This window comes from Streptomyces sp. NPDC006012, from assembly GCF_042871185.1.
GTDB lineage: Bacteria > Actinomycetota > Actinomycetes > Streptomycetales > Streptomycetaceae > Streptomyces.
Genome location: NZ_JBIAIE010000002.1, coordinates 223,156 through 245,838 on the forward strand (window position 1 = coordinate 223,156; position 22,683 = coordinate 245,838).

The following is a 22,683-nucleotide window of genomic DNA, read 5'->3' on the forward strand; positions in this document are numbered from 1 at the left end:
TCAAGGCGGCCAGGCTCAGCGCCTGACGCCCCCAGGTCCCTGCCGAGGCGAGGGCGGCGGGGGCGGAGGCGGAGGCGGAGGCGGCCCGAACGGGTCGACGGCGTCGACGGGAGGGGCCTCCTTGCCACGATGCATGCCGGGCTTGCAGCCGGCGAAGGGGCCCTGCGGGTTGCGCAGATTGTCCATGACCGGCGACAGGTAGTCGCGGTGCCACATGGCGGGGCCGGTCGGCGCGGACCCCGGACCGGTCAGGTCGAACCAGGCCAGCCACAGGCCATGGAGCTGGGCGACGGCTTCCGGGTGTTCCCACCAACGGCCGCACCAGGGGGAGGTGGAGGTGACCTCCCGGCCGTAGACCGGCAGCAGCACGTGGTGGGTCCACAAGGTGAGCTGACGCAGCGCGTTCACATAGTCCGACCCCTCCTTGTAGAGGATGAACAGCGGCTGCGGCGGGGGTTCCGCCGGCGGGGCGGGATTCCCCGTCCCGGCGCCGGGCTGCGCGCCAGGGGCGGCGTCCCGCCCTGCCTCGGTCGCTTCGGGGTTCTGCGTCGGCATGGCTGGAAGGGTCCTTCGTCGGTCTGGTTCTGTCGGCGGTTTCGGTCGTTGGGCCGGGGTACCGCCTCACCCGGCCGTGGAACACAACGGAGCTGTGGCGGAGGGGGTTCAGCGGGGGCACGGACCGAACGGATCACCGCCCGCGGGCCGGACCTTTCTTGGCCTGGTTCTGGGGGTTGTAGGAATTGTTGGACGGCAGGTGGCTATTGGGCGTCTGGGACCGGGGGGTATCCGTCGACGGGTACGACGTGTTGACTGCATCCAGTCCGTCCTGGCTGAGCAGGGATCGCAAAGGGCGCCCAGGGCTGATGGGCGTAGGACTCATAGGACTCACGGGACGCGCAAGGCCTTGGGGCCCAGGGTCCATAGGGCTCACCGGTCGCGCGGGTGGGGAGACCTCGCGGGTGGCGGTGAGGGCACCGGTGCCGGTGGCAGGACCGATGCGGGTGGGGACTTTGCCGGTGCCGAGACTCCGCTCCAGCGCCTCCCGGGCCTGCCTCAAGTCCTTGAAGACCTGGGCGTCCGGGTCAGCACTCGGGGAGGACCGACGGCTATGGTTCGCCGTGTAGTCCGCGCCCTTCTCCTTCGGCGACTTCCCGGACGTGCGGGTGGGGACTTTGCCGGTGCCGAGACTCCGCTCCAGCGCCTCCCGGGCCTGCCTCAAGTCCTTGAAGACCTGGGCGTCCGGGGAGTTCATCCGCCTGGTGCGGTTCTGTGTCTCCCCGGCCTGGTTGTTCGTCCCCCCGGTGGCGGGACCCTCCTTCGGCAGCTTCCCGGGCTCGCGGGTGGCACTCCGGCCCTCGGCAGCACGCTGGAGGTTGCGCTGACGCTCGCGGGATTCGGCCCCCATCACACATGTCCTGACGAACGGCATGCCCAGTGATTTCTCGTACGCTCTATGCAACTTCTTGTCGGCCCTGAGCCGGCGCAGCACCTCGTCCTCAAATGCTTCGCGAAAGCCCTTGTATTGAGAGTCAAGGCGTGTGAAGTCGGCCATGGTCTGCTCCACGACCGCCCGTGCCACCACCTTGGGGTCCGACATCTCGGCAGGGTGCCGCGGCCCACCCTGGCCAGGCGCATACCCACCGGGGCCAGGCGCATACCCGCCCCTGTCCGCCGGGCCGCCACCGTGCGAAGCGGTCCTCGATCGGCCCGTGAGCTGGCGCCACGCCTCCAGCAACTGCTGCACCATCTCTTCGATGACCGAGGATTCGCGGCCGAGCTCGGAATCGGCCGCGATCAGGTTGTGCGCCATCTCACCCAGGGCTCTGTGCTGCGCTGCCCCCATCACCAGCCGTGTGTCCTTGGGATACGCTTCGTCATTCGCCATGATCGCCCTCTCTCCTCGGTTCTCTCCCGGGCGGATCCCGTGGATCGAGTTGCCTGGAACGGGTCTGCCGACACCAGACACGACGGAAGGTGTGGGCAAAAGGTTCAACCACCGCCCCTGCCTCGTGGAATGAACCCGCGCCCAGGAATCTCCGTTGTATTGCCCAAGGGCGCCGTCGAGCGCCGTGGAAGACGAGGGAGAGAGCCGGGCATGCGGGACAAAACCACCCCCCCTGATTACTACAGCGATCCCCGTTACTACAGCAATATGGACCAGACCCACGGGCCCACTCACGACTACTCCGCCCCGCAGCAGGACGGGAGCCAGCCAGACCAGTCCGGCCGGTCCGACTCCCCGCCGGACTTCGGGGGCGCCCGACCGCCCGCCTACTCGCAGCAGCAAGGCGGCTTCGATGACCTGTACAGCGCCCAGCCCTATCCCTACCAGCAGGTGCAGACCCCGGTAAGAGGACAATCCGATGACGTCCGATACCAGGGTCTTGGCCACAATGCCGGCCGCGACTACGAAACCGCATACGCGGGCGACCGCCTGTTCGGTCACGACCCCAACACGCCCATCATGGACGGCGGTTTCACCGCGACCCCGCGGGCGATGACACCGACCAACGCGGACGTGGCCCAAGCCGCCAACCAGTACCAGCCCTTCACGTCCGCCTCATCCCGCAACCGCAGGAGTGCTCGCTCCCTCGACCAGCCGAGCACCCGACGGCACGGTTCCGGACACGGCACGAGCACGAGCAGCAAGAAGAAGAAGCCCAAGACCAAATAGGGTGCGACTCCTCGGCACATCCTCGCGCGGACACAGAACACGCGGTACGCCGCCTCCCTCGTCCGTCCCCGCAGGTGAACCACCGGTAAGCGGGAGCCGTTTGAGACGAACGGGTCACACGGCTCCCGAGGGGGCCGGTCTCCCGTGCCGCACACCAAGGACGCCGCCCTTCCAGGTAACCCACGCCCGCCGCAGTCACATCCGGAAACGATGAACCATCCGCCGAGCGCATCCGTCGTGCCTGCGCGGGCGTCGTCCGATCAGACCAGCCGGCCTCGCGCAAGCTCGACCGAGAGGTATTCCATGCGCAAACGCACCTCCTTTCTTCTGGCCTTTCTACTGGTCATAGTCGGTGTCACCGGTACCACGTGGGCGATCCAGTCCCAGCGTTCGGACCACACCAAGATCAACAGCAAGTCCGCCGCCGACATCGGCGGCGCCGACCACACCGTCACGTTCGAGAACAGGACGGACGACCGCATCTGGATCGGCAGCACGGTCAACGCCGACGGTTCGGCGGCGATCACCGGACTGCCGACGCTGGAACCGGGCCAGTCCGCCACCATCACCGTCCCCGAGCACACCGGGGCCGGGCACTGGCGCGGCACCTTCTTCGCCCGGCAGGGCTGCAGTGGCGAGTCGGGCAGCACGTTCCACTGCGCGGTCGGCGACTGCGGACCCTTCATCGACCACTGTTCCACGGGTGAACAGCCCACCGGCCTGGCCGAGTTCAACTTCGACCCGGCCGACCCGGCGGCCCCCTGGTACGACGTCAGCTACGTCAACGCCGTGGCGACGCCCGTCACCATCACGCCCAACGACGTCCCCGTACCCAACACCGGCGAGTGCGCGCAAGCGGGCTGCGCGGACGACCTGATGGCCGGCTGTCCTGCGGAGAACCTGCAAAAGGACGGCTCGGGCAAGCCGCTGGTGTGCGTCAATCCCAACCGGGACGCCAAGACGCCCTACAGCGACAACATCAACCAGAAGTGCCCGATCGCGTACGCCTGGTCGAAGCAGGACCACGAGGCGGGCAACCAGGTCGTGCGCCAGTGCACCAAGTGCAACGGCATGACCGTCGCCTTCGGCAACAACAGTCCCGGGGCGCCCGCCCCCGAGACCATCCGGCCGGAGACGAAGGACCTCCCGGAGGCGCCCCCGACGCAGCAGCAGGACTCCCACGGCGGCAAGAAGGGCATCAGCCTGAACCCGGTCGACGGTGCCTCCGAGGCGCTCGCCGACTCCAAGGCCTCCTGGTACTACAACTGGGACGCCGTCCCGGGTCCGGTCACCCCGCCCCAGGGCGTCGAGTTCGTCCCCATGATCTGGGGTGAAGGCTCCATCGTCGACGCCAAACTGGGCGAGGCCAACAAGTACGGCACGGAGCTGCTCGGCTTCAACGAGCCCGACCATCCCGGCCAGGCCAACCTGACGGTCGAACGGGCTCTGACCCTGTGGGGGTGGCTGGGGATCACCAACATGCGGCTCGGCGCGCCGGCCGTCTCCTACGGCGCCGACGTGCCCGGGGGCTGGCTGGACCGCTTCATGCAGGGAGTGGCGGACCAGGGCCTGCCGCAGGTCGACTTCATCCCGTTGCACTGGTACGGCGGTGACTTCGGACCCGACGCGACCAACCAGCTGCGCGACTATCTGCAAAGGGTCTGGGACCGGTACCACAAGCCGATCTGGCTGACCGAGTACGGCCTGACCGACTTCTCTTCCGGCACTCCTCGCTACCCCAGCGAGCAGCAGCAGGTCGACTTCATCAAGTCGTCGACGCAGATGCTGAACAGCCTGGACTTCGTCGAGCGCTACGCGTGGTTCACGCTGTCCACCCAGACCGCCCCGACCGGTCTGTACAACGGAACCACCGCGAACGCGAGCGGCCAGGCATACCGCGACGCGGGCTGAGCAGAGGACTCGACGCCTCCAGCCGTCGTCCGGGGCGACCCGCGACCGCGCAACTCGCCGTGACCCCTCCGGGTCACGGCGAGTGTGCGTTCGGGGGAGATCGGCGAAGGCCGGACCCTCGGGAATTGAACCGTTTCCCCTCCGGTCCCGTTGCGATTCGCGGGGTCTGCCACGGCCGACCCGACGGGGGCGAACGACCGGGAAGGTCAGGAAGGAATGGACATGAACCGGGACGAAGAAACGGGCGAGCCAATCATTGAAGGAGGCCATGATCCAGGCGGGGAACCGGAGGACTTCGACCAGCCGGCCACCGCCGGGGGGCCGTCGGCGCCGATCCCCCACTTCGGGGTGGTCGTCTCCGGCGACGGTTCCGCCGCCATCAACGGCGTACCGGTGCCGACGGCGGACGGCGAGTCGGCCGACACCGCGATCCTCGACGCGCTGCACCGCCACGCGCAGGACCGCGGCACCACCGTGACCGCGGCCATCTCGGACCCGTCTGCGGGCTACGTCGCCTACGTCGAGGTCGCCCCCGACGGCTCCAGCAGGCTGCTGGAGCAGAACGAGGAACCGGACCCGGAACCGGACCAGCCGTCCGGCCCCACGATGGCGCCTCCGGCATCGCAGGCACCGGACGTGGATCCGGCGTCGCACGAGTACGGGCACGGGGAGGTGGACGAAGAGGCGGACGGTGACGCGTACGCGGACGAGGAGGCGGACGGAGAGGAATACCGGAACGGAGAGGAGTACCGGAACGGGGAGACGTACGCGGACGCGGACGGGTACGAGGACCCTGAGGCGTACGAGGGCGAGTACGCGGGCGCCTACGACGCCTCGGCCGAGGGCGAGGACGCGCGGGCCGCGCACGCCGGTCCGGGGCCGGACGAGGACGCCGAGGAGGGACTCGCCGACGGTGCCTACGGCCTTCTCGGCGACGACGACCCCCGTGCCGAGGCCCACGGCTACGAGCGGGCCGAGGACGACCTCGACGGCGACGACGCCGGCTACTACGCCGACCTCTCCAAGCCGGACGCTCTCGGCCAGCAGAGCGATCTGGACCACGGCCTCGATCCCGATGACCTCGACGACCTCGATGACGTCGATGGCCCGGACGACCCGAGCCGTCCGCACGGTCAGAGCGGCCTCGACGACGGCTTCCGCCACGAGAACGGGCACGAGTACTACGACGACGAGGACGACGAGGACGACGACGAGTACGGGGCCAAGGACAAGTACGAGAACGACGGGTCCGGGGCCAAGTACGAGGACGAGGACGAGGACGAGGCGGCGTACGCGCTGCCGGAGCCCGTGGGGTCGCCCTTCACGCCCCGCGTCACCATTCCGGGGCCGGGGCAGATGCGTGACCTGGACCCGGAGCCGGAGCCGGATCACGAGCCGGAGCTGAGGTCCGAGGCGGAGTCCGGTCCGAAGTTCCGCCGCACGAACACCACGCGCCAGTCGGACGACGAATACTCGCCGCCCGGCCTGCTCAACCGCCCTCTGGTCGTCGGTCCGGTGGCACTCATCGTGGCCGCCCTCGTCATCGTCCCGCTGGTGATCCTGGGCAGTGGCGGATCGGACGGGGGGAAGCAGAAGCAGACCGCGAGTGCAGGCGACGAGACGTCCAGCCCCTCTCCGAGCGGAACGCCGACGGCCACCGCCTCCCCGTTCCTGTTCACCCCGTCGCCGACGCCCAGCGTGTCGGCCACCAAGCCGAAGGCCACGCCCAAGCCCAAGCCCAAGGCCACGCCGGGTCCTGCCACGGTCACCGTGACCGCCCAGGCCCCGCACGTCACCACCACCGTGAAGGCGAAACCCCGGCCGGACACCGCCGCCGACGCCGTGAACCGTCTCGCCCACAACGACCCCGGCGGACGTCACATCTGCTATCGCGCGTACGTCGCCGGAGCGGGCTGGCAGAAGCCCGTGTGCGACGGGACGATCGCCGGCACGGTGGGCAAGAACCTGCCGGTCAAGGCGCTCAACATCTCGACATACAACGTCGGCACCACGTCCATGAACGCCTTCCTGCACGACCCGAACTCCACCAACGGGCAGGGCCACTGGCCTCCGAACTGGACGGCTGAAATCGGCAGCGGCAAGAACGTGTACATCGGCAGCTCGAAGAACTCCGCCCCCAACATGCTGGGCTTCGCCATCAGCATCGGCAACGGCAAGGTCTGCCAGGTCGCCCGCGTCCGCAGCTCCGACTGGGGAGACCAGGGCTGCGCCGACCCGCGCCCCGGATACATCTTCGGCGGCGCCCTCGAAAACGACAGGTGGCTGGAGGCCGTCAAGTTCACGGTCTGACCGGGACCGTCACAGCACGACTATCGCCACCGCGAAGGACAGAAAGAGCGCCGCAGCGCCAGGGGGCTTCCACGGGGCTCGGACGGAAGCCCCCGCCCCGGCCCGACATCACCGCCCGTGTCCCGGCCCCGCCGGGGCGCTCCGATGGCCGGACCTGTAGTTGTCTCCGAGACTGACAGCCCGGGCACGTGGCCGGCGGGCCCCGGCGGAGGAGAGGCCATGGATCTGCGGCAGATGGAGGTCGTCGTCGCGGTCGCCGAGGAGGGCGGGTTCAGCGCGGCGGCCCGGCGGCTGCACATCGTGCAGTCCGCGGTGTCCGGCACCGTACGCACGCTGGAGCGTGAGCTGGGCGCACCGCTGTTCCACCGCACCACGCACCGGGTCTCCCTCACCGCCGCCGGCGCGGCCTTCCTGCCCGCCGCCCAGGCCACCCTGCGGGCGGCGGAGGAGGCACGCGCGGCCGTAGACCTCGCGCAGGGGGAACTGCGCGGCGAGATCACGATCGGCGTGATGCAGGGCCTGTACGCCGGCCTGGCCCCCGCCCTGGCGGGCTTTCACCGCGAACACCCGGGGGTGACGGTGCGGCTGCGCCAGAAACCGGCCGGTCGGATCCCGCAGTGTCTGCGCGACGGTGTCCTCGACCTGGCCGTCGCCGCGCTCGACGCGACGCAACTGCGCGGGCTGACCACCCGGCTGCTGGCGCGGGAGGAAATGGTCCTGGTGAGCGCGCCGGGCCCGGCTCCGGCGCGGGCCGCGGCAGACCGGCCGGTCAGGACGCTCGCCGAGACGGAACGGCCGGTGACGACGCTGGCCGAGGTGGCGCGGCTGCCCGTGGTGGGTTTCCCGCCGGGCTGGGCGATCCGGCAGGCGGTCGACCGGACCTTCAGGACGGCCTCCCTCGAATACAGCGCGACGTTCGAGGTGAACGACATCATGGCGGCGGCCGACCTGGTCCGGCACGGACTGGGCGTGAGCATCATGCCGCCGTCGATGGCGGCCTGGTTCCCCGAGCTGCCGACGCGCCCCTTCGCCGCCCACGCCCCGACGTGGACACTCAGGCTCGTCCACACCCGCGCGGAACAACCACCCGCGGTCACCGCGCTGCTGCGCCACATCGGGTGAACGGGCTCATTCGGGTGACCGGCCTGCTCAGGCGGCTGGCTCAGGCGGCTGGCTCAGGCGGCTGGCTCAGGCGATCCGGCTCAGGCGATCCGGCTCAGGCGACCGGCCTCAGGTGACCGGGGAACGCACGCGCGCGCCGGCTCGACCCCAGCCGGCCGTGCGCGTGGCCGGCGGCCACCCGCGCCTCAGCTCTCGCCCGGTTCCTCCGGGGCGGAGCGGGCCAGGCCGGCCAGGGTGGTGAGCGCGCGGGCCAGGACGTCGGGCGGGGGCGAGGCCAGGGCCAGGCGCACCGCGGCCGGGGTCCGGGGTCCGGCGGTGAACGCGGTGGCCGGCACCACCCCGATGCCGTGCCGCGCGGCCGCCGCGACGAACGTGTCCGCGCGCCACGGACGCGGCAGCCGCCACCAGCAGTGGTAGGAGTACGACTCACTCCGTACGGCGAAGCCCGCCAGACACCGGCCCGCGATCTCCTGGCGTACGGCCGCTTCCCGCTGCTTGGCCGCGACCAACTCCCGTACGGCCCCGGACCGTTGCCAGCGGTCGGCCGCCTCCACGGCGAACCGCGCGGGCGTCCAGCCGCCCGAGCGCAGGGCGGTCGCGATCCCGCCCGCCAGGTCGTCGGGCGCCACCGCGTAGCCGAGGGTGAGGCCGGGGGCGACGCGTTTGGAGAGGCTGTCGATCAGTACGGTCCGCTCGGGCGCGCGGGCGGCCAGCGGGGGCAGGCCGTCGCGCAGGAAGGCCCACACGGCGTCCTCGATCGCGGGGATGCCGAGCCGCCCGAGCACCTCGGCCAGCGACTCGACGCGGGGCGCGGGCATCGAGCAGGAGAGCGGGTTGTGCAGCCGCGGCTGTACGTAGAGCGCGTGCAGCGGGGCGGTGGCGTGGGCGTCCGTCAGGGCCTCGGGCAGCAGCCCGGCGTCGTCCATGGCGAGCGGCACCAGGGTGATGCCGAGCCGGGCGGCGACGGCCTTGACGACGGGGTACGTCAGTTCCTCGACGCCGAGCCGGCCGCCCGGCGGGACCAACGCGGTGACGGCGGCGGCAAGGGCCTGCCGGCCGTTGCCCGCGAACAGGATCCGGGCGGGGTCGGGGCGCCAGCCGCCGCGGGCGAGCAGGTCGGCGGCGGACTCCCGGAGGGCAGGCGGGCCCGAGGCACCGGACGGACGCAGCGCCTCCGCCAGGGCGTCGGGCCGCAGCAGCCCGCCGAGCGCCTCGGCGAGCAGCGCGCTCTGGCCGGGCGCCTCGGGGTAGTTGAGTTCCAGGTCGACCCGGCCGGTCGCGGGTTCGGTGAGGGCGGGGGCAGCGAGCGGGACGGCGGCGCGGACGAAGGTGCCGCGGCCGACCTCGCCCACCGTCAGTCCGCGGCGGGCCAGTTCGCGGTAGACGCGGGCGGCGGTGGAGTCGGCGATGCCGTGCCGCCGGGCGAACTCGCGCTGCGGGGGCAGCCGGTCACCGGGGCGCAGCACCCCGGCCCCGATCTCCCCGGCCACCACGTCGGCGACCCGCCGGTAGTCATTCCGGTCGCCACCCCGACCGTCGCTTCGGCGATCATTTCGGTAGTCGCTGCGGTAGTCGCCCGCGCCGGCGCTCCAACCCGCACCCCGGCTTGCCCTCCGGCCCGTACCCCAGTCGTCCTTCATGCCGCTCCTCAACTCCCTTCCGTCTCCCCTCCGTACAGGCGCCTTCCGCACGCCACCACGGAATTGCACCGAGAGCAATTCTCTCATTGCACCGAGTCAACGCGGGGCAATACCCTCGCCGTTGGAAGGGCATCAAGAAGGGAGACGTCCATGGTGGAGACCGGCGGACTGCTCGGCGTGGCGGCCGTGGCCCTCGGTATGGTCCTCACCCCGGGACCGAACATGGTCTACCTCGTCTCCCGCAGCATCACCCAGGGCAGACGCGCCGGAATGATCTCCCTGGGCGGTGTGGCACTCGGCTTCCTGGCCTATCTGATCGCCGCGAACCTGGGCCTGTCGGTGGTCTTCGTCGCCGTACCCGAGCTGTACGCGGCGGTGAAGCTCGCCGGTGCCGCCTATCTCGCCCACCTCGCCTGGAACGCGCTCAGGCCCGGCGGCCTCTCCGTCTTCGCCCCGCGGGACGTGCCCCACGACTCGCCGCGCAAGCTGTTCACGATGGGGCTGATGACGAATCTGCTCAACCCCAAGATCGCCATCATGTACGTGTCCCTCATCCCGCAGTTCGTCGACCTCGACCGCGGGCACGTCCTGGTCCAGGGGCTCGTCCTCGGCTCGGTGCAGATCGTGGTCAGCGTCGCGGTGAACCTCGGGATCGTCCTGGCGGCCGGCACGATCGCCGTCTTCCTCGCCCGCCGCCCGTCCTGGCTCAAGGCACAGCGCTACCTGATGGGTACGGTCCTCGGCGGCCTCGCCGTGTCGCTCGCCCTCGACACCCCCGACGCCGCCCATGCAGGCGCGAGATGACGGTCCTTGCCGTCCCTCGCCGTGCTTCCCCGTTGAACTCGCTTTGGCCGAGAACCGTTGTGTCCCAGAGCGAGGTAAGCACGCCGTGCACGCGCATTGACCCGGTGCACAGTTCGACCGAACGCCCGTAGAAAGGCGAAGCCCGCATGCCTTCCCTGAACGACGACCAGCAGCGCATCCCGCAACAGCCGGAATACCAAAACGCCGAGGACAGGACAGCGGCGCTGGAACGGTACGCGCTGGAACTGCAGGCTGCCGCCAGGGTCTCCCCGGCGGAGATCGAATGGAGCCTTGCGGGGGACATTGCCGCTCTGGACGTGTACCAGCTCTACCGGCAGACGAATCCGCACTGGCCGACAATGCCTCCCCGCGGAACAAAGGTCGCTCTCCACCGGACAGCGGTCGGAAAGGAAGGCGAGGCCCCGCTCATCGTCACCCTCAACACACCCCAGCGAGAGGAAGAGGCCGGCATGCCGGCCCCGCGATTCCTGGCCCACCCACGACTCGAACTCGGGAACTACCCGGTCTGGATGGCCGTCCGGACCGCCGGAGTGGACCAGACCTCGTACCTGGAGGCCAGATCGCTCCGCCGGCTGGACCTGGTGAGCCGGTATGACGACCTGGTCTCGGCCCGCCAGGCAAGGTTCTTCGGCCTCCGGGCCCAGCCGGCACCGGCGGACAACCCCTACGCCGCGCCCGCCGCCAAGTATCTGCCGACGGCTTCGGGCCCTGCCGGTGACGCATACGCCACGCCCAGCCCGCAGCCCACATCGGGCGCCGCCGCCCAGCGCCACTTCCTGAACAACTCCGCCGCCGCGCCTGCCCATCGCGCCCCGGGGAGGTGATGGCCCCCGCCCCATGGCCACAGCGGGCCAGGCGGTCCGCGGCGGCTCTGAGGTCCCGCCCCGCCGGGCGCACCGGCGTGCCCCACCCCGACAGCCCCGTACACGGGCCCTGCAGAGCGGCACGCTGTGCCGCGCCCGTACGACAGGACCACCACCGCACAGCCCGCATCGGGCCCCGCCCACCGGCCGTCCCGGAACAACTCCCCCGCCGTATCCCCCAAACGCGCCCCCGGCCGCGGCCGACCCCACGGCATCCCCCAAACGCGCCCCGGCCTCGGCCTACCCCACGGCACGCGTCACCGTCGGCGAGAGCGAAGACGGCCCACCGACCCTCCCCGGAAGCCCCGCCGCCCGTCCTGGCTCAAGGCACAGCGCTACCTGATGGGTGCGGTCCTCGGCGGCCTCGCCGTGTCGCTCGCCCTCGACACCCCCGACGCCGCCCGTGCAGGCGCGCGATGACGATCCGTGCCGTCCCGCGCCGTGTCTCCTCGTTGAACTCGCTTTTGCCGAGAACCGTTGTGTCCCAGAGCGAGGTAAGCACGCCGAGGACGCGCACAACCCGGTGCACAACTCGACCGAAAGCACGTAGAAAGGCGAAGTCCGCATGCCTTCTCAGAACGACGACCAGCAGCGCGGAGCACCACAGTTGGAGGAGGAGCGCGCCAACGCCCGCGCAGAGATCATGAAAGACGCGATGAGGGTGCAGCAAATGGCTCGCCAGGAGGTCGCCGCCCAACAGGCTGACGTGAGTCCGAGAGCGATAGTCGCCGCACTGGACGTGTACGAGGTCCACCGACAGAGGTCCCAGGGATGGCCGATGATGCCTCCCCCCGGGCTCCAGGTCGCTCTCCACCCGAGTTCGGTAGGGAGGGAGGGCCAGGACCCGGTCATGGTCACCCTCAACATACGCCAGACACCGGAACCGGACAGCGTGTCACCTCCGCGCTTCCTGGCCCACCCACTATTTGAACTGAGTGATCCCGGTGTCCACGCCGCCATGCAGACCGCCGGAGTGGACGAGCCCTCGTACCGGCTGGCCCAACAGCTCCAACAGCGCCAACCGGGCGAGCGGGAAATCCTCCGGATCCGGCTGGACCTCCGGGTCTTCGTGCGCCAGGTAGATATCGACCGCCGAACCCGGGCACTTCAGCCGGCCCAGTTGCCCCCGCAGGCCCCGCCACACAACCCCTACGCCGCGTCCGCCAACTCCTACGTGCCCGCTATGCCGGCCACCGGACAGCGCGCAGATGCCAGGAACGGAACCACAGCACCCACACCAGGACCTGCCGGACCACCCTTCAGGAACATCACCACCGTGCCTGCCAAGGGACCCGTCCTCGGCCGGTAATGACCCCACGCCACGCATCACCGACGGCGGTCTTCCCGAAGACGCTCTCCTGACCCGCTGGGAAGGCTCCTGCGCTCACCGCTCCTGCGCCTTTCCTTCCCGCCTTCGCTGGAACCGTCCTTCCCGGTGCGGCAGTCTTCTCTCCCGTGGGGAACGTTCCGATGCAGAGTGGACCGGGTGGTGCGCCGGCGCCCATGGTGGTGTGCGGCGACGACGGGCTCGCGCACCGGCTGGCCGCCGAGTTGCGCGGGGTGTACGGCGCCCAGGTGACCCTGGTCGTTCCGGCCGGCGCCCGCACGGAACGGCCTCCGGTCGTCGGGCGGGCCCGGGCCGCGTCGGCCGCGCTGCTGGACCGGGTGAACGCGGCCGTCGGCCGGGCCGCGGGCAACGGCACCGGGCTCGCCGGACTCGGCAGTCAACTGGCCGGACTGGGCAGCGGACTCGGCGGACCCGGCAGCAGCACCGGCACCGGCACCGGTGGTGAAACCGGGCGCACCGACCGGGTGGTGGAGGCGGCCGAGCCGACCGAGGCGGTGCTCGCCGACGCGGGCGTGGACCGGGCCGCCGCGCTGGCCCTCGTGTACGACGACGACGAGACCAACATCCGTGCCGCGCTGACCGCCCGCCGGCTCAATCCGCGGCTGCGGCTCGTGCTGCGGCTCTACAACCGGCGGCTCGGCCAGCACATCGAAGAACTCCTCGACCAGGCCGCCGCGTTGGCGACCGGCGACGGCAGCGGCTCCGCCGGTGACGCCTCGACGACCGTGCTGTCCGACGCCGACACCGCCGCCCCCGCGCTGGTGGCGACCGCGGTCGCCGGCACCCGCAAGGTCGTCCAGACGGACGGGCTGCTGCTGCGCGCGGTGGAACGGCCGCCGCTCGGCCCGGGACAGGTCGCCGACCACGGGCTGCGCACGCTGGCGCTGCTGTCGGCCACCAGCACCGATACGGCCGGCGCGGACGGCTCCGGAGGCAGCGTGGAACGCGAGCCGCAACTCCTGCCCGACGAGGCGGACGTGCCGGGGGCCACGGGCTGCGGAAGCATCGTGCTGGAGCAGGTGTCGTACGCCGCCGGGCAGCCCCTGCCGGCCGGCCGCACCGGGGTCGTACCACCCTTCGCCTCGCTGTTCTCGCGGCGGCTGCGGTGGTCGCTGGCCGGGCTCGCGGGGTGTGTGATCGCGCTGGCCCTGGCACTGTGGCTGGTGACGGGGATCCATCCGCTGGGCGCGTTCTACCTGACGCTGCTGGACCTGTTCGCGATCGACGAACCGGCGCTGGGCAAGCCGCTGGGGCGGCAGATCCTGCAACTGCTGTCCGGTCTGGTCGGGTTGCTGCTCCTGCCGGTGCTGCTGGCGGCGGTCCTTGAGGCGCTCGGCACCTTCCGGACCGCGTCCACGCTGCGCAAGCCGCCGCGCGGGCTCGGCGGGCACGTGGTGCTGCTGGGCCTCGGGAAGATCGGCACCAGGGTGCTGACCCGGCTGCGGGAGCTGCACATCCCGGTGGTCTGCGTGGAGGCCGATCCGGAGGCGCGCGGCCTCGCCACGGCGCGGCGGCTACGGGTGCCGGTGGTGCTCGGGGACGTGACGCAGGAAGGCGTCCTGGAGGCTGCCAAGATCCACCGGGCGCATGCGCTGCTGGCGGTGACCAGCGCGGACACCACGAACCTGGAGGCGGTGCTCTACGCCCGGTCCGTCCGCCCCGACCTGCGGGTGCTGCTGCGGCTGTACGACGACGACTTCGCGACCGCCGTCTACCGCACCCTGCGGGCCGCGCACCCCCGGGCCATCACCCGCAGCCGCAGCGTCACGCACCTGGCCGCGCCCGCCTTCGCCGGAGCGATGTTCGGCCGGCAGATCCTGGGCGCGATCCCGGTCGAGCGGCAGGTGCTGCTGTTCGCCGCCGTGGATGTGGACGGGCATCCGCAGTTGGAGGGGCGCACCGTGGCCGAGGCGTTCCGGGCCGGGGCCTGGCGGGTGCTGGCGCTGGAGGGGAAGCAGCAGCAGCCGTCCGCCGACCATGTGCTGCGCGCCGGTGACCGGGCGGTGCTGGCGGCGACCCGCCAGGGACTGGCGGAGGTACTGGGCCACCACCATCCGACCCCGTGAGCCCCGCGCCGGCCTGTCCGCCGGCCGCACATCACCACCTGTCCCGCGTCACCACCTGTCCCGCGTCACCACCCGGCCCGTGTCACCGCCCGGCCTGCTTCGGGAGATTCCGCTCCGCGAAGTCCAGTTCCAGCCGTACCTGCTTGATCCGTTCGTCCACCACCAGGGAGCCGTGGCCCGCGTCGTAGCGGTACACCTCGTGGACCGCGTCCCGGGCGGCGAGCCGTCCGACGTAGTTGTCGATCTGGCGGATGGGGCAGCGCGGGTCGTTGACCCCGGCGGAGATGTAGACGGGGGCCTTGACGTCGTCGACGTAGGTGAGCGGGGACGAGGCCCGGAAGCGGTCGGGGACCTCCTCGGGGGTGCCGCCCAGCAGCGTGCGGTCCATGGCCTTCAGCGCCTCCATCTCGTCCTCGTACGCCGTCACGTAGTCCGCGACGGGCACCACGGCGATGCCCACGGTCCAGGCGTCCGGCTGGGTGCCGAGGCCGAGGAGGGTGAGGTAGCCGCCCCAGGAGGCGCCGGTGAGGACGAGGCGGGCGGGGTCGGCCAGACCCGAGGACACCGCCCAGTCGCGGACCGCGGCCACGTCCTCCAGCTCGATCAGGCCCACCCGGTGCTTCAGGGCGTCGGTCCACGCGCGGCCGTAGCCCGTCGAGCCGCGGTAGTTGACCCGGACCACCGCATACCCGTGGTCCACCCAGGCGGCCGGGCCCGCGGCGAACGAGTCGCTGTCGTGCCAGGTGGGGCCGCCGTGCAGGTCGAAGACGGTGGGGAGGGGTCCGCCGGCCCCGGCCGGCTTCTGGATCAGCGCGTGGATACGGCCGCCGGGACCGGTCACCCACGCGTCCTCCACGACGACCGAGGGCGGGCACTTCATCCCCGGCGGGTCCAGGACCACCTGGCCCGTCGTCGAGCGCACCGCGGACGGCTCGGCGGCCGAGGACCACAGGAACTCGACGCTGTCGTCGGGCCGGGCCGTCGCGCCGGAGACCGAGCCCGGCGGGGTCGGGATGCTCGTCAGCCCGCGGGCCGCGAAGTCGTGGCGGAACAGCTCGCTGCGCGCCTCGAAGCTGTGCACGATGAGCAGGGCGCTGCCGTCCGGGTACCAGTCGGCGCTCACGTCACCCGGGAGGCCCAGGTCCAGATCGGTCTGCTCGCCCGACGCCACGTCCCACACCAGCGGCTCCCAGCGGCCACGGCGCTGGTGGCCGATCAGCAGCCGGGTGTCCCCGTCGACCGGGGCGAAGCCCAGCACTTCGAGGCCCAGCTCCCGGGTGCCGCCCTCGCTGTCGTCGAGTTCCACGACGGTCGTGCCGTCCGGGCGCAGCACGCGCAGCGCGGAGTGCATGGCGTCGCCGTGCTCCGTGTGCTCGATCGCGATCAGCGAGCCGTCGTGCGAGAGGTCGCCGACGCCCGCGGACTCGCGGTGCCGGTACAGCTCGAACGGCGCCTCACCCTCGCGGGCGACATGGATCGTCGTGCCGTCCTCGTCCGTCGAGCGCCCGACGACGGCGGTGCGGCCGTCCCGGGCGAGGGCGAGACCGGCCGGGTAGGAGGGGTCGAGCCCCGGCGTGGCGAGTTCGTCGTCGCCGCCCGTGAACGGCTGTCGGCGCCACACCCCGAACTCGTCGCCGTCCTTGTCGTCGAACCACCAGATCCACGCGCCGTCCGGGGAGAGCAGGCCGTCCGTCGTACCGTTCGGCCGGGCCGTGGCCTGGCGCTGCTCTCCTGTGGTGCGGTCCCACGCGTACAGCTCGTAGGTCCCCGTCGCGTTCGACACGAACAGGGAGCGGTCGGGCGCGTCCTGCGCCCAGTCGGGCAGCGACACCCGCGGCGCGCGGAAGCGCCTCTCCCAGTCCGGCATTCTGCTCTCACTCTTGGCCCCAGTCATGGCCCCATACTGCCCGGTCCCGGCGACCGCCGCGTCCGACTGCCCCCAGCCTGTGGACAACCCGGCGGTACCGCCGGCGACCCCGCGGCCGAACGCCGGGCAGGAGCCCGTACCGTGGTGGCGTGTACCGGTTTCTGCTGACTCCCCGCTGGTGGGGCATCAACGTCTTCACGCTGCTCGCCATCCCGCTGTGCATCTTCATGGGATCGTGGCAGCTGAGCCGGTTCGAGTCGCGCGTGAAGGCCGGCCGTGACGCGACCGAGCAGGTCACCGCGGGCCGGGCGGAGGCGGCTCGTCCGCTCGCGGGTCTGCTGCCCGTCGACACGGCCACGTCCGGCAAGCAGGCCACCGCCACCGGCCGTTACGACAAGCAGCTCCTCGTACCCGACCGGCAGCTCGACGGCAGGGACGGCTACTACGTGCTGACGCTGCTGCGCACCGACGCCGGCAGGGCGCTGCCCGTGGTGCGCGGCTGGCTGCCCGGCACCGCGGACGCGGCGAAGGCACCCGCCCCGCCGGCCGGTGAGGTCACGGTCACCGGCGCGCTCCAGGCGTCGGAGACACCGGGTGACAACGGGGTGAGCGCCCGGGGCGGGCTGCCGCCGGGACAGACGGCGGCGATCAGTTCCGGATCGCTGGTGAACCTGGTGTCGTACCCGGTGTACGACGCGTGGATCACGCTCGCCAAGGCCGACCCGGGGATGACGGCGGTGCCCGCGACGGCGCCGCAGGGCTCGGGGCTCGACCTGAAGGCGTTCCAGAACCTCGGGTACACCGGCGAGTGGTTCGTCTTCGCCGGTTTCGTGGTCTTCATGTGGTTCCGGCTGCTGCGCCGGGAGGTGGAGTACGCCCGGGACGCGGAGCTGGGCCTGCTTCCGGAGGAGGAGCAGGAACAGGGGCAGGGACAGGGGCAGGGGCAGGAACAGCAGGCCGCCAGCCCGTCGGGCGTCTGAACCGAGGGGGGCCGGCATCCGGTCCGCATCCGGTCTCCTGGTCCGCGTCCGGTACGCCCCTGACCGGTGTTCTCCGGGGTGGGCTGAGGGAAGGTGGGAAGTACTAGGAGCCGGCCAGCACTCCGGTCCAGTAGACCGTCCCGGCGCAGGCGCCGGGCACCGTCGTGGAGACGGTCGGCGCACCCGCCTGCGGGGTGTGCGACACCTGGATGCTGCCGTCGGCCGCGCCGTCCGTGGGGAGCATCTGCGTACCCGTGCCGGCCGCACCGCCGTCGGACGTGCCGCCCGAGGCGCCCGGGTCCTGGCTGGGGCTCGGGTCGCCGGTGGGTCCGCCGGTGCCGGGGGCGCCGGTGCTGCCGTTGCCCGGGGGACAGGTCTCCACGGGTACGAAGGCGAACTTCTCCTCGTAGGCGCCGCCGGGCGCCAGGAGCAGCCCGGCGGCCTCCTGGGACGGGGCGGGCAGGCCGGCCGCGGCGTCGCCGGCCGCGTGCCGGACCGCACTGATCCTGGTCGGGTCGGTGGCGCCCTGGGCGAGAGCGTTCACGGTGCCCGAGCCGTCGACGGTGCAACCGGCGGTGGAGACGTTGGCGACCCGGAAGGTGCCGTAGACGACGCCGGCGGAGTCGGGGGCTTCCACGGTGGCGGTGGCCTGGCCCAGCTGGGCGGCCGTGCACGCCGGGGCGACGGCGCCCTTGGTGGCCACGGGGCCGGTGGCGCCGGCCGTGCCGCCCTCGGTGCCGCGGCCCTTGTCCGGGTTCTCGTCCTTCGGGCCGCCCGTGTCCTGACCGGTGGTCTCGTCCTGGCTGCCGCGCGTGGCGGTGGTCCCGTGGCCCGGGTCCTTGCCCGGACCCGACCCGCCCCGGGCCTGGGCGGCGTCGCCGGCGATGGAGGTGTGGGGATCGGTGCCGCCGGACTGGGAGACATGGACGAGGGCCGGGACGGCGGTGCCGACGAACAGGGCCGCCGCCGCCATGCCGACCGCGGCGTGCCGCCTGCGGGTCCGCCGGGCGGGCACCGCGCGCCGCAGGTGGTCCAGGGCGCCGTCCCGCGGCTGCAGGTCCTGCACCGCCGAGTGCAGCAGACCGCGCAGGCCCAGTTCGTCCGGATCGGGGCCGCCCGGCCCCGTGGGCGCCGCGGACAGGCCCCGTTCCTCCTGGCCGAACCCGTCGGGCCCGAAGGGGGCCTGATCGTCAGGGCCGTGGTTCACAGTTCCGTTCCCAGCATGCGACTGCGTCTTCTCTTGGTCGTACCGCTCGTACCCCTCGTACCGCTCCGGCGGCTCGGGCCGGGCACCGGGCTCGGAACGGCCGAGGAAATCGCCCGACTCGCGGGGCTCGCCCGTCTCGGGGGACTCACGGGACTCGCGGAACTCACGGGGCTCGCTCATGTGGCCGCCTCCATGGCCAGCCGCAGCGCCGCGATACCGCGCGAGCCGTACGCCTTCACGGAGCCGAGTGAGATGCCGAGGGACTCGGCGACCTGCGCCTCGGTCATGTCCGCGAAGTACCGCAGCACCAGGACCTCGCGCTGGCGGCGCTGGAGGCCCTTCATCGCCTTGATCAGGGAGTCGCGCTCCAGCTGGTCGTACGCGCCCTCCTCCGCGCTCGCCATGTCGGGCATCGGTTTGGAGAGCAGCTTCAGCCCGAGGATGCGGCGGCGCAGGGCGGAACGGGACAGGTTGACGACCGTCTGGCGCAGATAGGCGAGGGTCTTCTCCGGGTCCCGGACGCGCCTGCGCGCGGAGTGGACGCGGATGAACGCTTCCTGGACGACGTCCTCGCAGGAGGCGGTGTCGTCAAGGAGGAGCGCGGCGAGGCCGAGCAGCGAGCGGTAGTGCGCCCGGTAGGTCTCGGTGAGGTGATCGACCGTCGTACCGGCCGCCACCGTCTCGTCGGCGCCGTCGCGCTGGCTGGGGATGCGGGTGGGCCGCGCTGCGGGCATGGGCGCGATCACCGGCATGCCGCCGGTCGCGCCGGGGACGCGGGGACGCAGCGCCACGGGACGTGGGCGCAGGGGCGTGCCACGCACCGCCGTACTGAAGTCGAGTACCTCTGCCACGCCAGTTGGACACGCTTCCCCCCACAGGGGTTGTACGTGCCGGACGTCTCTTTTGCGTCGGACGGCGCGACCGGCGACGTCTGCGCACCGGGCAGCCCGCCCGATGATTCCTCACATGTCGCCATGCGCACTGTTCTTCCCCTGTGTCCCATATGAACGGGCGTCCCCACGCCCCGATCACGGCGTCCCCACGCCAGGATCATCACGTCCCCACGCCCCGGCGGGGGACGTTCGCACGCACCGCCCCGAAGGAGCGATCGCAAAGACGCTCCCCGCCCTGCGCACGGTTGCGGAGAGCGGGGAGGAAAATTTTCGGGTGCAGAGGGCATCCTGATCAAGTGGTCCGGACCATGCTCCCCGCCACACTGTCCCGCGACTCCGCCGCCCCGATCCCCATCGGACCAGGGCATTTCCGGCGACCTCAGGTGAGCACGGTCCCGGTCCGGGTCCCGGACCGGGACCTGAACCGGGACCTGAACCGACGAAACAGCCGACGGGTCAGCGGGCGGGTCAGCGGGCGGTCACGAGAATTCCGCCGCCACCAGCTCCGCGATCTGCGCGGTGTTGAGCGCCGCGCCCTTGCGCAGGTTGTCCCCGCACACGAAGAGTTCGAGCGCCGTGGGGTCGTCCAGCGACCGCCGTACCCGGCCCACCCAGGTCGGGTCGGTGCCCACCACATCGGCGGGGGTGGGGAACTCGCCTGCCGCCGGATTGTCGAACAGCACCACGCCCGGCGCCGTGGCCAGGATCTCGCGGGTGCGCTCCACGGTGACCTCGCCCTGGAAGCGGGCGTGGACGGTCAGCGAGTGGACCGTGACCACCGGCACCCGGACACAGGTCACGGCGACCGGCAGCTTCGGCAGCCCGAGGATCTTGCGGGACTCGTCCCGCACCTTCATCTCCTCCGACGACCAGCCGTCCTCCCGCGGCGACCCCGCCCAGGGCACGACGTTCAGCGCGACCGGCTCCGGGAACGGCCCGGTGCGCTCCCCCACGGCCCGCCGTACGTCACCGGGGCTGGTCCCCAGCTCCGTACCCGCGACCAGGTCCAGCTGCGCCCGCAGCGTCTCCACCCCGGCCCGGCCCGCCCCGCTCACCGCCTGGTACGACGACACCACCAGCTCGCGCAGCCCGAACTCGGCGTGCAGCGCGCCCAGGGCGACGATCATCGACAGGGTGGTGCAGTTGGGGTTGGCGACGATCCCGCGCGGCCGGATGCGGGCGGTGTGCGGATTGACCTCGGGGACCACCAGGGGCACGTCCGGGTCCATCCGGAAGGCGCCCGAGTTGTCGACCACCACCACGCCCTTGGCCGCGGCGATCGGCGCCCACTGCGCGGAGACCTCGTCCGGTACGTCGAACATGGCGACGTCGACCCCGTCGAAGACCTCCTCGGACAGGGCCACCACCTCGACCTCCTCCCCGCGCACGGTCAGCTTGCGGCCGGCCGAGCGCGGGGAGGCGATCAGACGGATCTCGCCCCAGATGTCCGCCCGCTGGGACAGGATCTGGAGCATGACCGCGCCGACCGCTCCGGTCGCTCCCACGACCGCGAGCGTCGGACGGGCGATCATCGGCCGGTGCCCCCGTAGACGACGGCCTCGTCGCTCTCGGAGTCGAGGCCGAAGGCGCTGTGCACCGCCCGGACGGCCTCCGCCACGTCGTCGGCACGGGTGACCACCGAGATACGGATCTCGGACGTCGAGATCAGCTCGATGTTCACGCCCGCGTCGGACAGCGCCTCGAAGAACCCGGCGGTGACCCCGGGATTGGTCTTCATACCCGCGCCGACCAGGGAGATCTTGCCGATCTGGTCGTCGTAGCGCAGGGAGTCGAAGCCGATGCCGGGACGGTTCTTCTCCAGCGCGTCGATGGCCTTGCGGCCCTCGGTCTTCGGCAGCGTGAAGGAGATGTCCGTGAGGCCCGTGGCCGCGGCGGACACGTTCTGCACGACCATGTCGATGTTGATCTCGGCATCGGCGATCGTACGGAAGATGGCGGCGGCCTTGCCTGGCTTGTCGGGCACGCCGACGACCGTGATCTTGGCCTCGGAGGTGTCGTGCGCGACACCCGAGATGATGGCCTGCTCCACCTTCGTGTCCCCTTGCTCGATCGGCTCGCTGCTGACCCACGTGCCCTTGAGCCCGCTGAAGGAGGAGCGGACGTGGATCGGGATGTTGTACCGGCGGGCGTACTCCACACAGCGGTGGAGCAGCACCTTGGACCCGGACGAGGCCAGCTCCAGCATGTCCTCGAAGGAGATCCAGTCGATCTTCCGGGCCTTCTTCACGACCCGCGGGTCGGCGGTGAACACGCCGTCCACGTCGGTGTAGATCTCACAGACCTCGGCGTCGAGCGCGGCGGCGAGCGCCACGGCCGTCGTGTCGGACCCGCCGCGGCCGAGGGTGGTGATGTCCTTCTTGTCGGCGCTGACGCCCTGGAAACCGGCGACGATGGCGATGTTGCCCTCGTCCAGCGCCGTACGGATCCGGCCCGGTGTGACATCGATGATCCGGGCTTTGTTGTGGACGGAGTCGGTGATGACGCCCGCCTGGCTGCCGGTGAAGGACTGGGCCTCGTGGCCCAGTTTCTTGATCGCCATCGCCAGCAGGGCCATGGAGATGCGCTCCCCGGCGGTCAGCAGCATGTCGAACTCTCGCCCGGCAGGCATCGGAGACACCTGTTCGGCGAGTTCGATCAGCTCGTCCGTCGTGTCGCCCATCGCGGAAACGACGACAACCACCTGGTTGCCGTTCTTCTTCGCTTCCACGATCCGCTTGGCGACGCGCTTGATGCCTTCGGCATCGGCTACGGAGGAGCCTCCGTACTTCTGCACGACAAGGCCCACGTGCGCTCCTCGCTCATTGTGTCGATTGCCCGCCCAGTTTAACGATCGCCCGAATTTCCCCTCCTGATTACCGCATGGTGAGATGTCCGGACGTTCGCTGCCGAGCGCTTGTCGGGTGAGTCCCTGCCCAAAGTTCCGCTACTGATACGCGGGTGACGGATGTGTGCCCGC

Annotated in this window: 16 protein-coding genes; 8 read left to right on the forward strand and 8 right to left on the reverse strand. The window is 71.5% G+C overall.

Annotated elements, in window-relative coordinates:
- Window positions 1-15 precede the first annotated feature (15 nt).
- Both ACFYPJ_RS05165 and ACFYPJ_RS05170 read right to left on the reverse strand, forming a co-directional pair.
- Window positions 16-555 (reverse strand): DUF4913 domain-containing protein, encoded by a 540-nt coding sequence (locus tag ACFYPJ_RS05165; protein WP_389010690.1) that lies wholly within the window; start codon window positions 553-555, stop codon window positions 16-18.
- Between the two features lie 133 nt (window positions 556-688).
- Entirely contained in the window at window positions 689-1,885 is a 1,197-nt protein-coding gene (locus ACFYPJ_RS05170; RefSeq protein ID WP_389010693.1) for a hypothetical protein, read from the reverse strand.
- 210 nt (window positions 1,886-2,095) lie between these two features.
- On the opposite strand from ACFYPJ_RS05170, the gene ACFYPJ_RS05175 reads away from it, so the two are divergent.
- The 4 genes from ACFYPJ_RS05175 to ACFYPJ_RS05190 all read left to right on the forward strand — a co-directional run bounded on the left by ACFYPJ_RS05175 (window position 2,096) and on the right by ACFYPJ_RS05190 (window position 8,017).
- Window positions 2,096-2,674, forward strand: coding sequence for a hypothetical protein (locus ACFYPJ_RS05175; RefSeq protein WP_389010696.1), 579 nt, complete (start codon window positions 2,096-2,098; stop codon window positions 2,672-2,674).
- Between the two features lie 303 nt (window positions 2,675-2,977).
- Window positions 2,978-4,585 carry a glycosyl hydrolase gene (locus ACFYPJ_RS05180; protein ID WP_389010699.1) on the forward strand — a complete coding sequence of 536 codons (1,608 nt, stop codon included), beginning with the start codon at window positions 2,978-2,980 and terminating at the stop codon, window positions 4,583-4,585.
- A 222-nt stretch (window positions 4,586-4,807) separates the two neighbouring features.
- Window positions 4,808-6,895, forward strand: a complete 2,088-nt coding sequence (locus tag ACFYPJ_RS05185; protein ID WP_389010702.1) for a hypothetical protein — start codon at window positions 4,808-4,810, stop codon at window positions 6,893-6,895.
- A gap of 219 nt (window positions 6,896-7,114) precedes the next feature.
- On the forward strand, window positions 7,115-8,017 hold the full coding sequence (locus ACFYPJ_RS05190; protein ID WP_389010705.1) for a LysR family transcriptional regulator: 903 nt from the start codon (window positions 7,115-7,117) through the stop codon (window positions 8,015-8,017).
- A 185-nt stretch (window positions 8,018-8,202) separates the two neighbouring features.
- Here ACFYPJ_RS05190 and ACFYPJ_RS05195 read toward each other — a convergent pair whose 3' ends face one another.
- Window positions 8,203-9,657, reverse strand: coding sequence for a PLP-dependent aminotransferase family protein (locus ACFYPJ_RS05195; protein WP_389010708.1), 1,455 nt, complete (start codon window positions 9,655-9,657; stop codon window positions 8,203-8,205).
- Between the two features lie 150 nt (window positions 9,658-9,807).
- Between ACFYPJ_RS05195 and ACFYPJ_RS05200 the strand changes: the two genes are divergently transcribed.
- From ACFYPJ_RS05200 to ACFYPJ_RS05210, 3 genes are all read left to right on the forward strand, one after another.
- A complete protein-coding gene (locus ACFYPJ_RS05200; protein ID WP_389010711.1) occupies window positions 9,808-10,461 on the forward strand; it encodes a LysE family translocator in 654 nt (217 codons plus the stop codon).
- A 146-nt stretch (window positions 10,462-10,607) separates the two neighbouring features.
- On the forward strand, window positions 10,608-11,306 hold the full coding sequence (locus ACFYPJ_RS05205) for a hypothetical protein (protein WP_389010714.1): 699 nt from the start codon (window positions 10,608-10,610) through the stop codon (window positions 11,304-11,306).
- 1,542 nt (window positions 11,307-12,848) lie between these two features.
- Window positions 12,849-14,759, forward strand: coding sequence for an NAD-binding protein (locus ACFYPJ_RS05210; RefSeq protein WP_389011588.1), 1,911 nt, complete (start codon window positions 12,849-12,851; stop codon window positions 14,757-14,759).
- 82 nt (window positions 14,760-14,841) lie between these two features.
- Here ACFYPJ_RS05210 and ACFYPJ_RS05215 read toward each other — a convergent pair whose 3' ends face one another.
- A complete protein-coding gene (locus tag ACFYPJ_RS05215; RefSeq protein ID WP_389010717.1) occupies window positions 14,842-16,653 on the reverse strand; it encodes a S9 family peptidase in 1,812 nt (603 codons plus the stop codon).
- 122 nt (window positions 16,654-16,775) lie between these two features.
- Here ACFYPJ_RS05215 and ACFYPJ_RS05220 point away from each other — a divergent pair, with 122 nt between their 5' ends.
- A complete protein-coding gene (locus tag ACFYPJ_RS05220; protein ID WP_389010720.1) occupies window positions 16,776-17,606 on the forward strand; it encodes an SURF1 family protein in 831 nt (276 codons plus the stop codon).
- Window positions 17,607-17,709: 103 nt separating this feature from the next.
- On the opposite strand, the gene ACFYPJ_RS05225 is transcribed toward ACFYPJ_RS05220, so the two are convergent.
- From ACFYPJ_RS05225 to ACFYPJ_RS05240, 4 genes are all read right to left on the reverse strand, one after another.
- Window positions 17,710-18,993 (reverse strand): hypothetical protein, encoded by a 1,284-nt coding sequence (locus ACFYPJ_RS05225; protein ID WP_389010723.1) that lies wholly within the window; start codon window positions 18,991-18,993, stop codon window positions 17,710-17,712.
- A complete protein-coding gene (locus tag ACFYPJ_RS05230) occupies window positions 18,990-19,565 on the reverse strand; it encodes a SigE family RNA polymerase sigma factor (RefSeq protein WP_389011590.1) in 576 nt (191 codons plus the stop codon). The genes ACFYPJ_RS05225 and ACFYPJ_RS05230 overlap by 4 nt, the downstream gene beginning before the upstream one ends.
- A gap of 620 nt (window positions 19,566-20,185) precedes the next feature.
- A complete protein-coding gene (locus ACFYPJ_RS05235) occupies window positions 20,186-21,238 on the reverse strand; it encodes an aspartate-semialdehyde dehydrogenase (protein WP_389010726.1) in 1,053 nt (350 codons plus the stop codon).
- Complete coding sequence (locus tag ACFYPJ_RS05240; protein ID WP_389010729.1) at window positions 21,235-22,512, reverse strand: aspartate kinase; 1,278 nt, start codon at window positions 22,510-22,512, stop codon at window positions 21,235-21,237. The genes ACFYPJ_RS05235 and ACFYPJ_RS05240 overlap by 4 nt, the downstream gene beginning before the upstream one ends.
- Window positions 22,513-22,683: the final 171 nt, after the last annotated feature.

Bases quoted from the DNA above. Each gene is read 5' to 3' on its own strand.
- ACFYPJ_RS05170 (WP_389010693.1), bottom strand. From the start codon at position 1,885: ATGGCGAATGACGAAGCGTATCCCAAGGACACACGGCTGGTGATGGGG.
- ACFYPJ_RS05235 (WP_389010726.1), bottom strand. From the start codon at position 21,238: ATGATCGCCCGTCCGACGCTCGCGGTCGTGGGAGCGACCGGAGCGGTC.
- ACFYPJ_RS05180 (WP_389010699.1), top strand. From the start codon at position 2,978: ATGCGCAAACGCACCTCCTTTCTTCTGGCCTTTCTACTGGTCATAGTC.
- ACFYPJ_RS05230 (WP_389011590.1), bottom strand. From the start codon at position 19,565: ATGCCGGTGATCGCGCCCATGCCCGCAGCGCGGCCCACCCGCATCCCC.
- ACFYPJ_RS05185 (WP_389010702.1), top strand. From the start codon at position 4,808: ATGAACCGGGACGAAGAAACGGGCGAGCCAATCATTGAAGGAGGCCAT.
- ACFYPJ_RS05190 (WP_389010705.1), top strand. From the start codon at position 7,115: ATGGATCTGCGGCAGATGGAGGTCGTCGTCGCGGTCGCCGAGGAGGGC.
- ACFYPJ_RS05195 (WP_389010708.1), bottom strand. From the start codon at position 9,657: ATGAAGGACGACTGGGGTACGGGCCGGAGGGCAAGCCGGGGTGCGGGT.
- ACFYPJ_RS05215 (WP_389010717.1), bottom strand. From the start codon at position 16,653: ATGACTGGGGCCAAGAGTGAGAGCAGAATGCCGGACTGGGAGAGGCGC.
- ACFYPJ_RS05165 (WP_389010690.1), bottom strand. From the start codon at position 555: ATGCCGACGCAGAACCCCGAAGCGACCGAGGCAGGGCGGGACGCCGCC.
- ACFYPJ_RS05205 (WP_389010714.1), top strand. From the start codon at position 10,608: ATGCCTTCCCTGAACGACGACCAGCAGCGCATCCCGCAACAGCCGGAA.
- ACFYPJ_RS05175 (WP_389010696.1), top strand. From the start codon at position 2,096: ATGCGGGACAAAACCACCCCCCCTGATTACTACAGCGATCCCCGTTAC.
- ACFYPJ_RS05225 (WP_389010723.1), bottom strand. From the start codon at position 18,993: ATGAGCGAGCCCCGTGAGTTCCGCGAGTCCCGTGAGTCCCCCGAGACG.
- ACFYPJ_RS05200 (WP_389010711.1), top strand. From the start codon at position 9,808: ATGGTGGAGACCGGCGGACTGCTCGGCGTGGCGGCCGTGGCCCTCGGT.
- ACFYPJ_RS05210 (WP_389011588.1), top strand. From the start codon at position 12,849: ATGGTGGTGTGCGGCGACGACGGGCTCGCGCACCGGCTGGCCGCCGAG.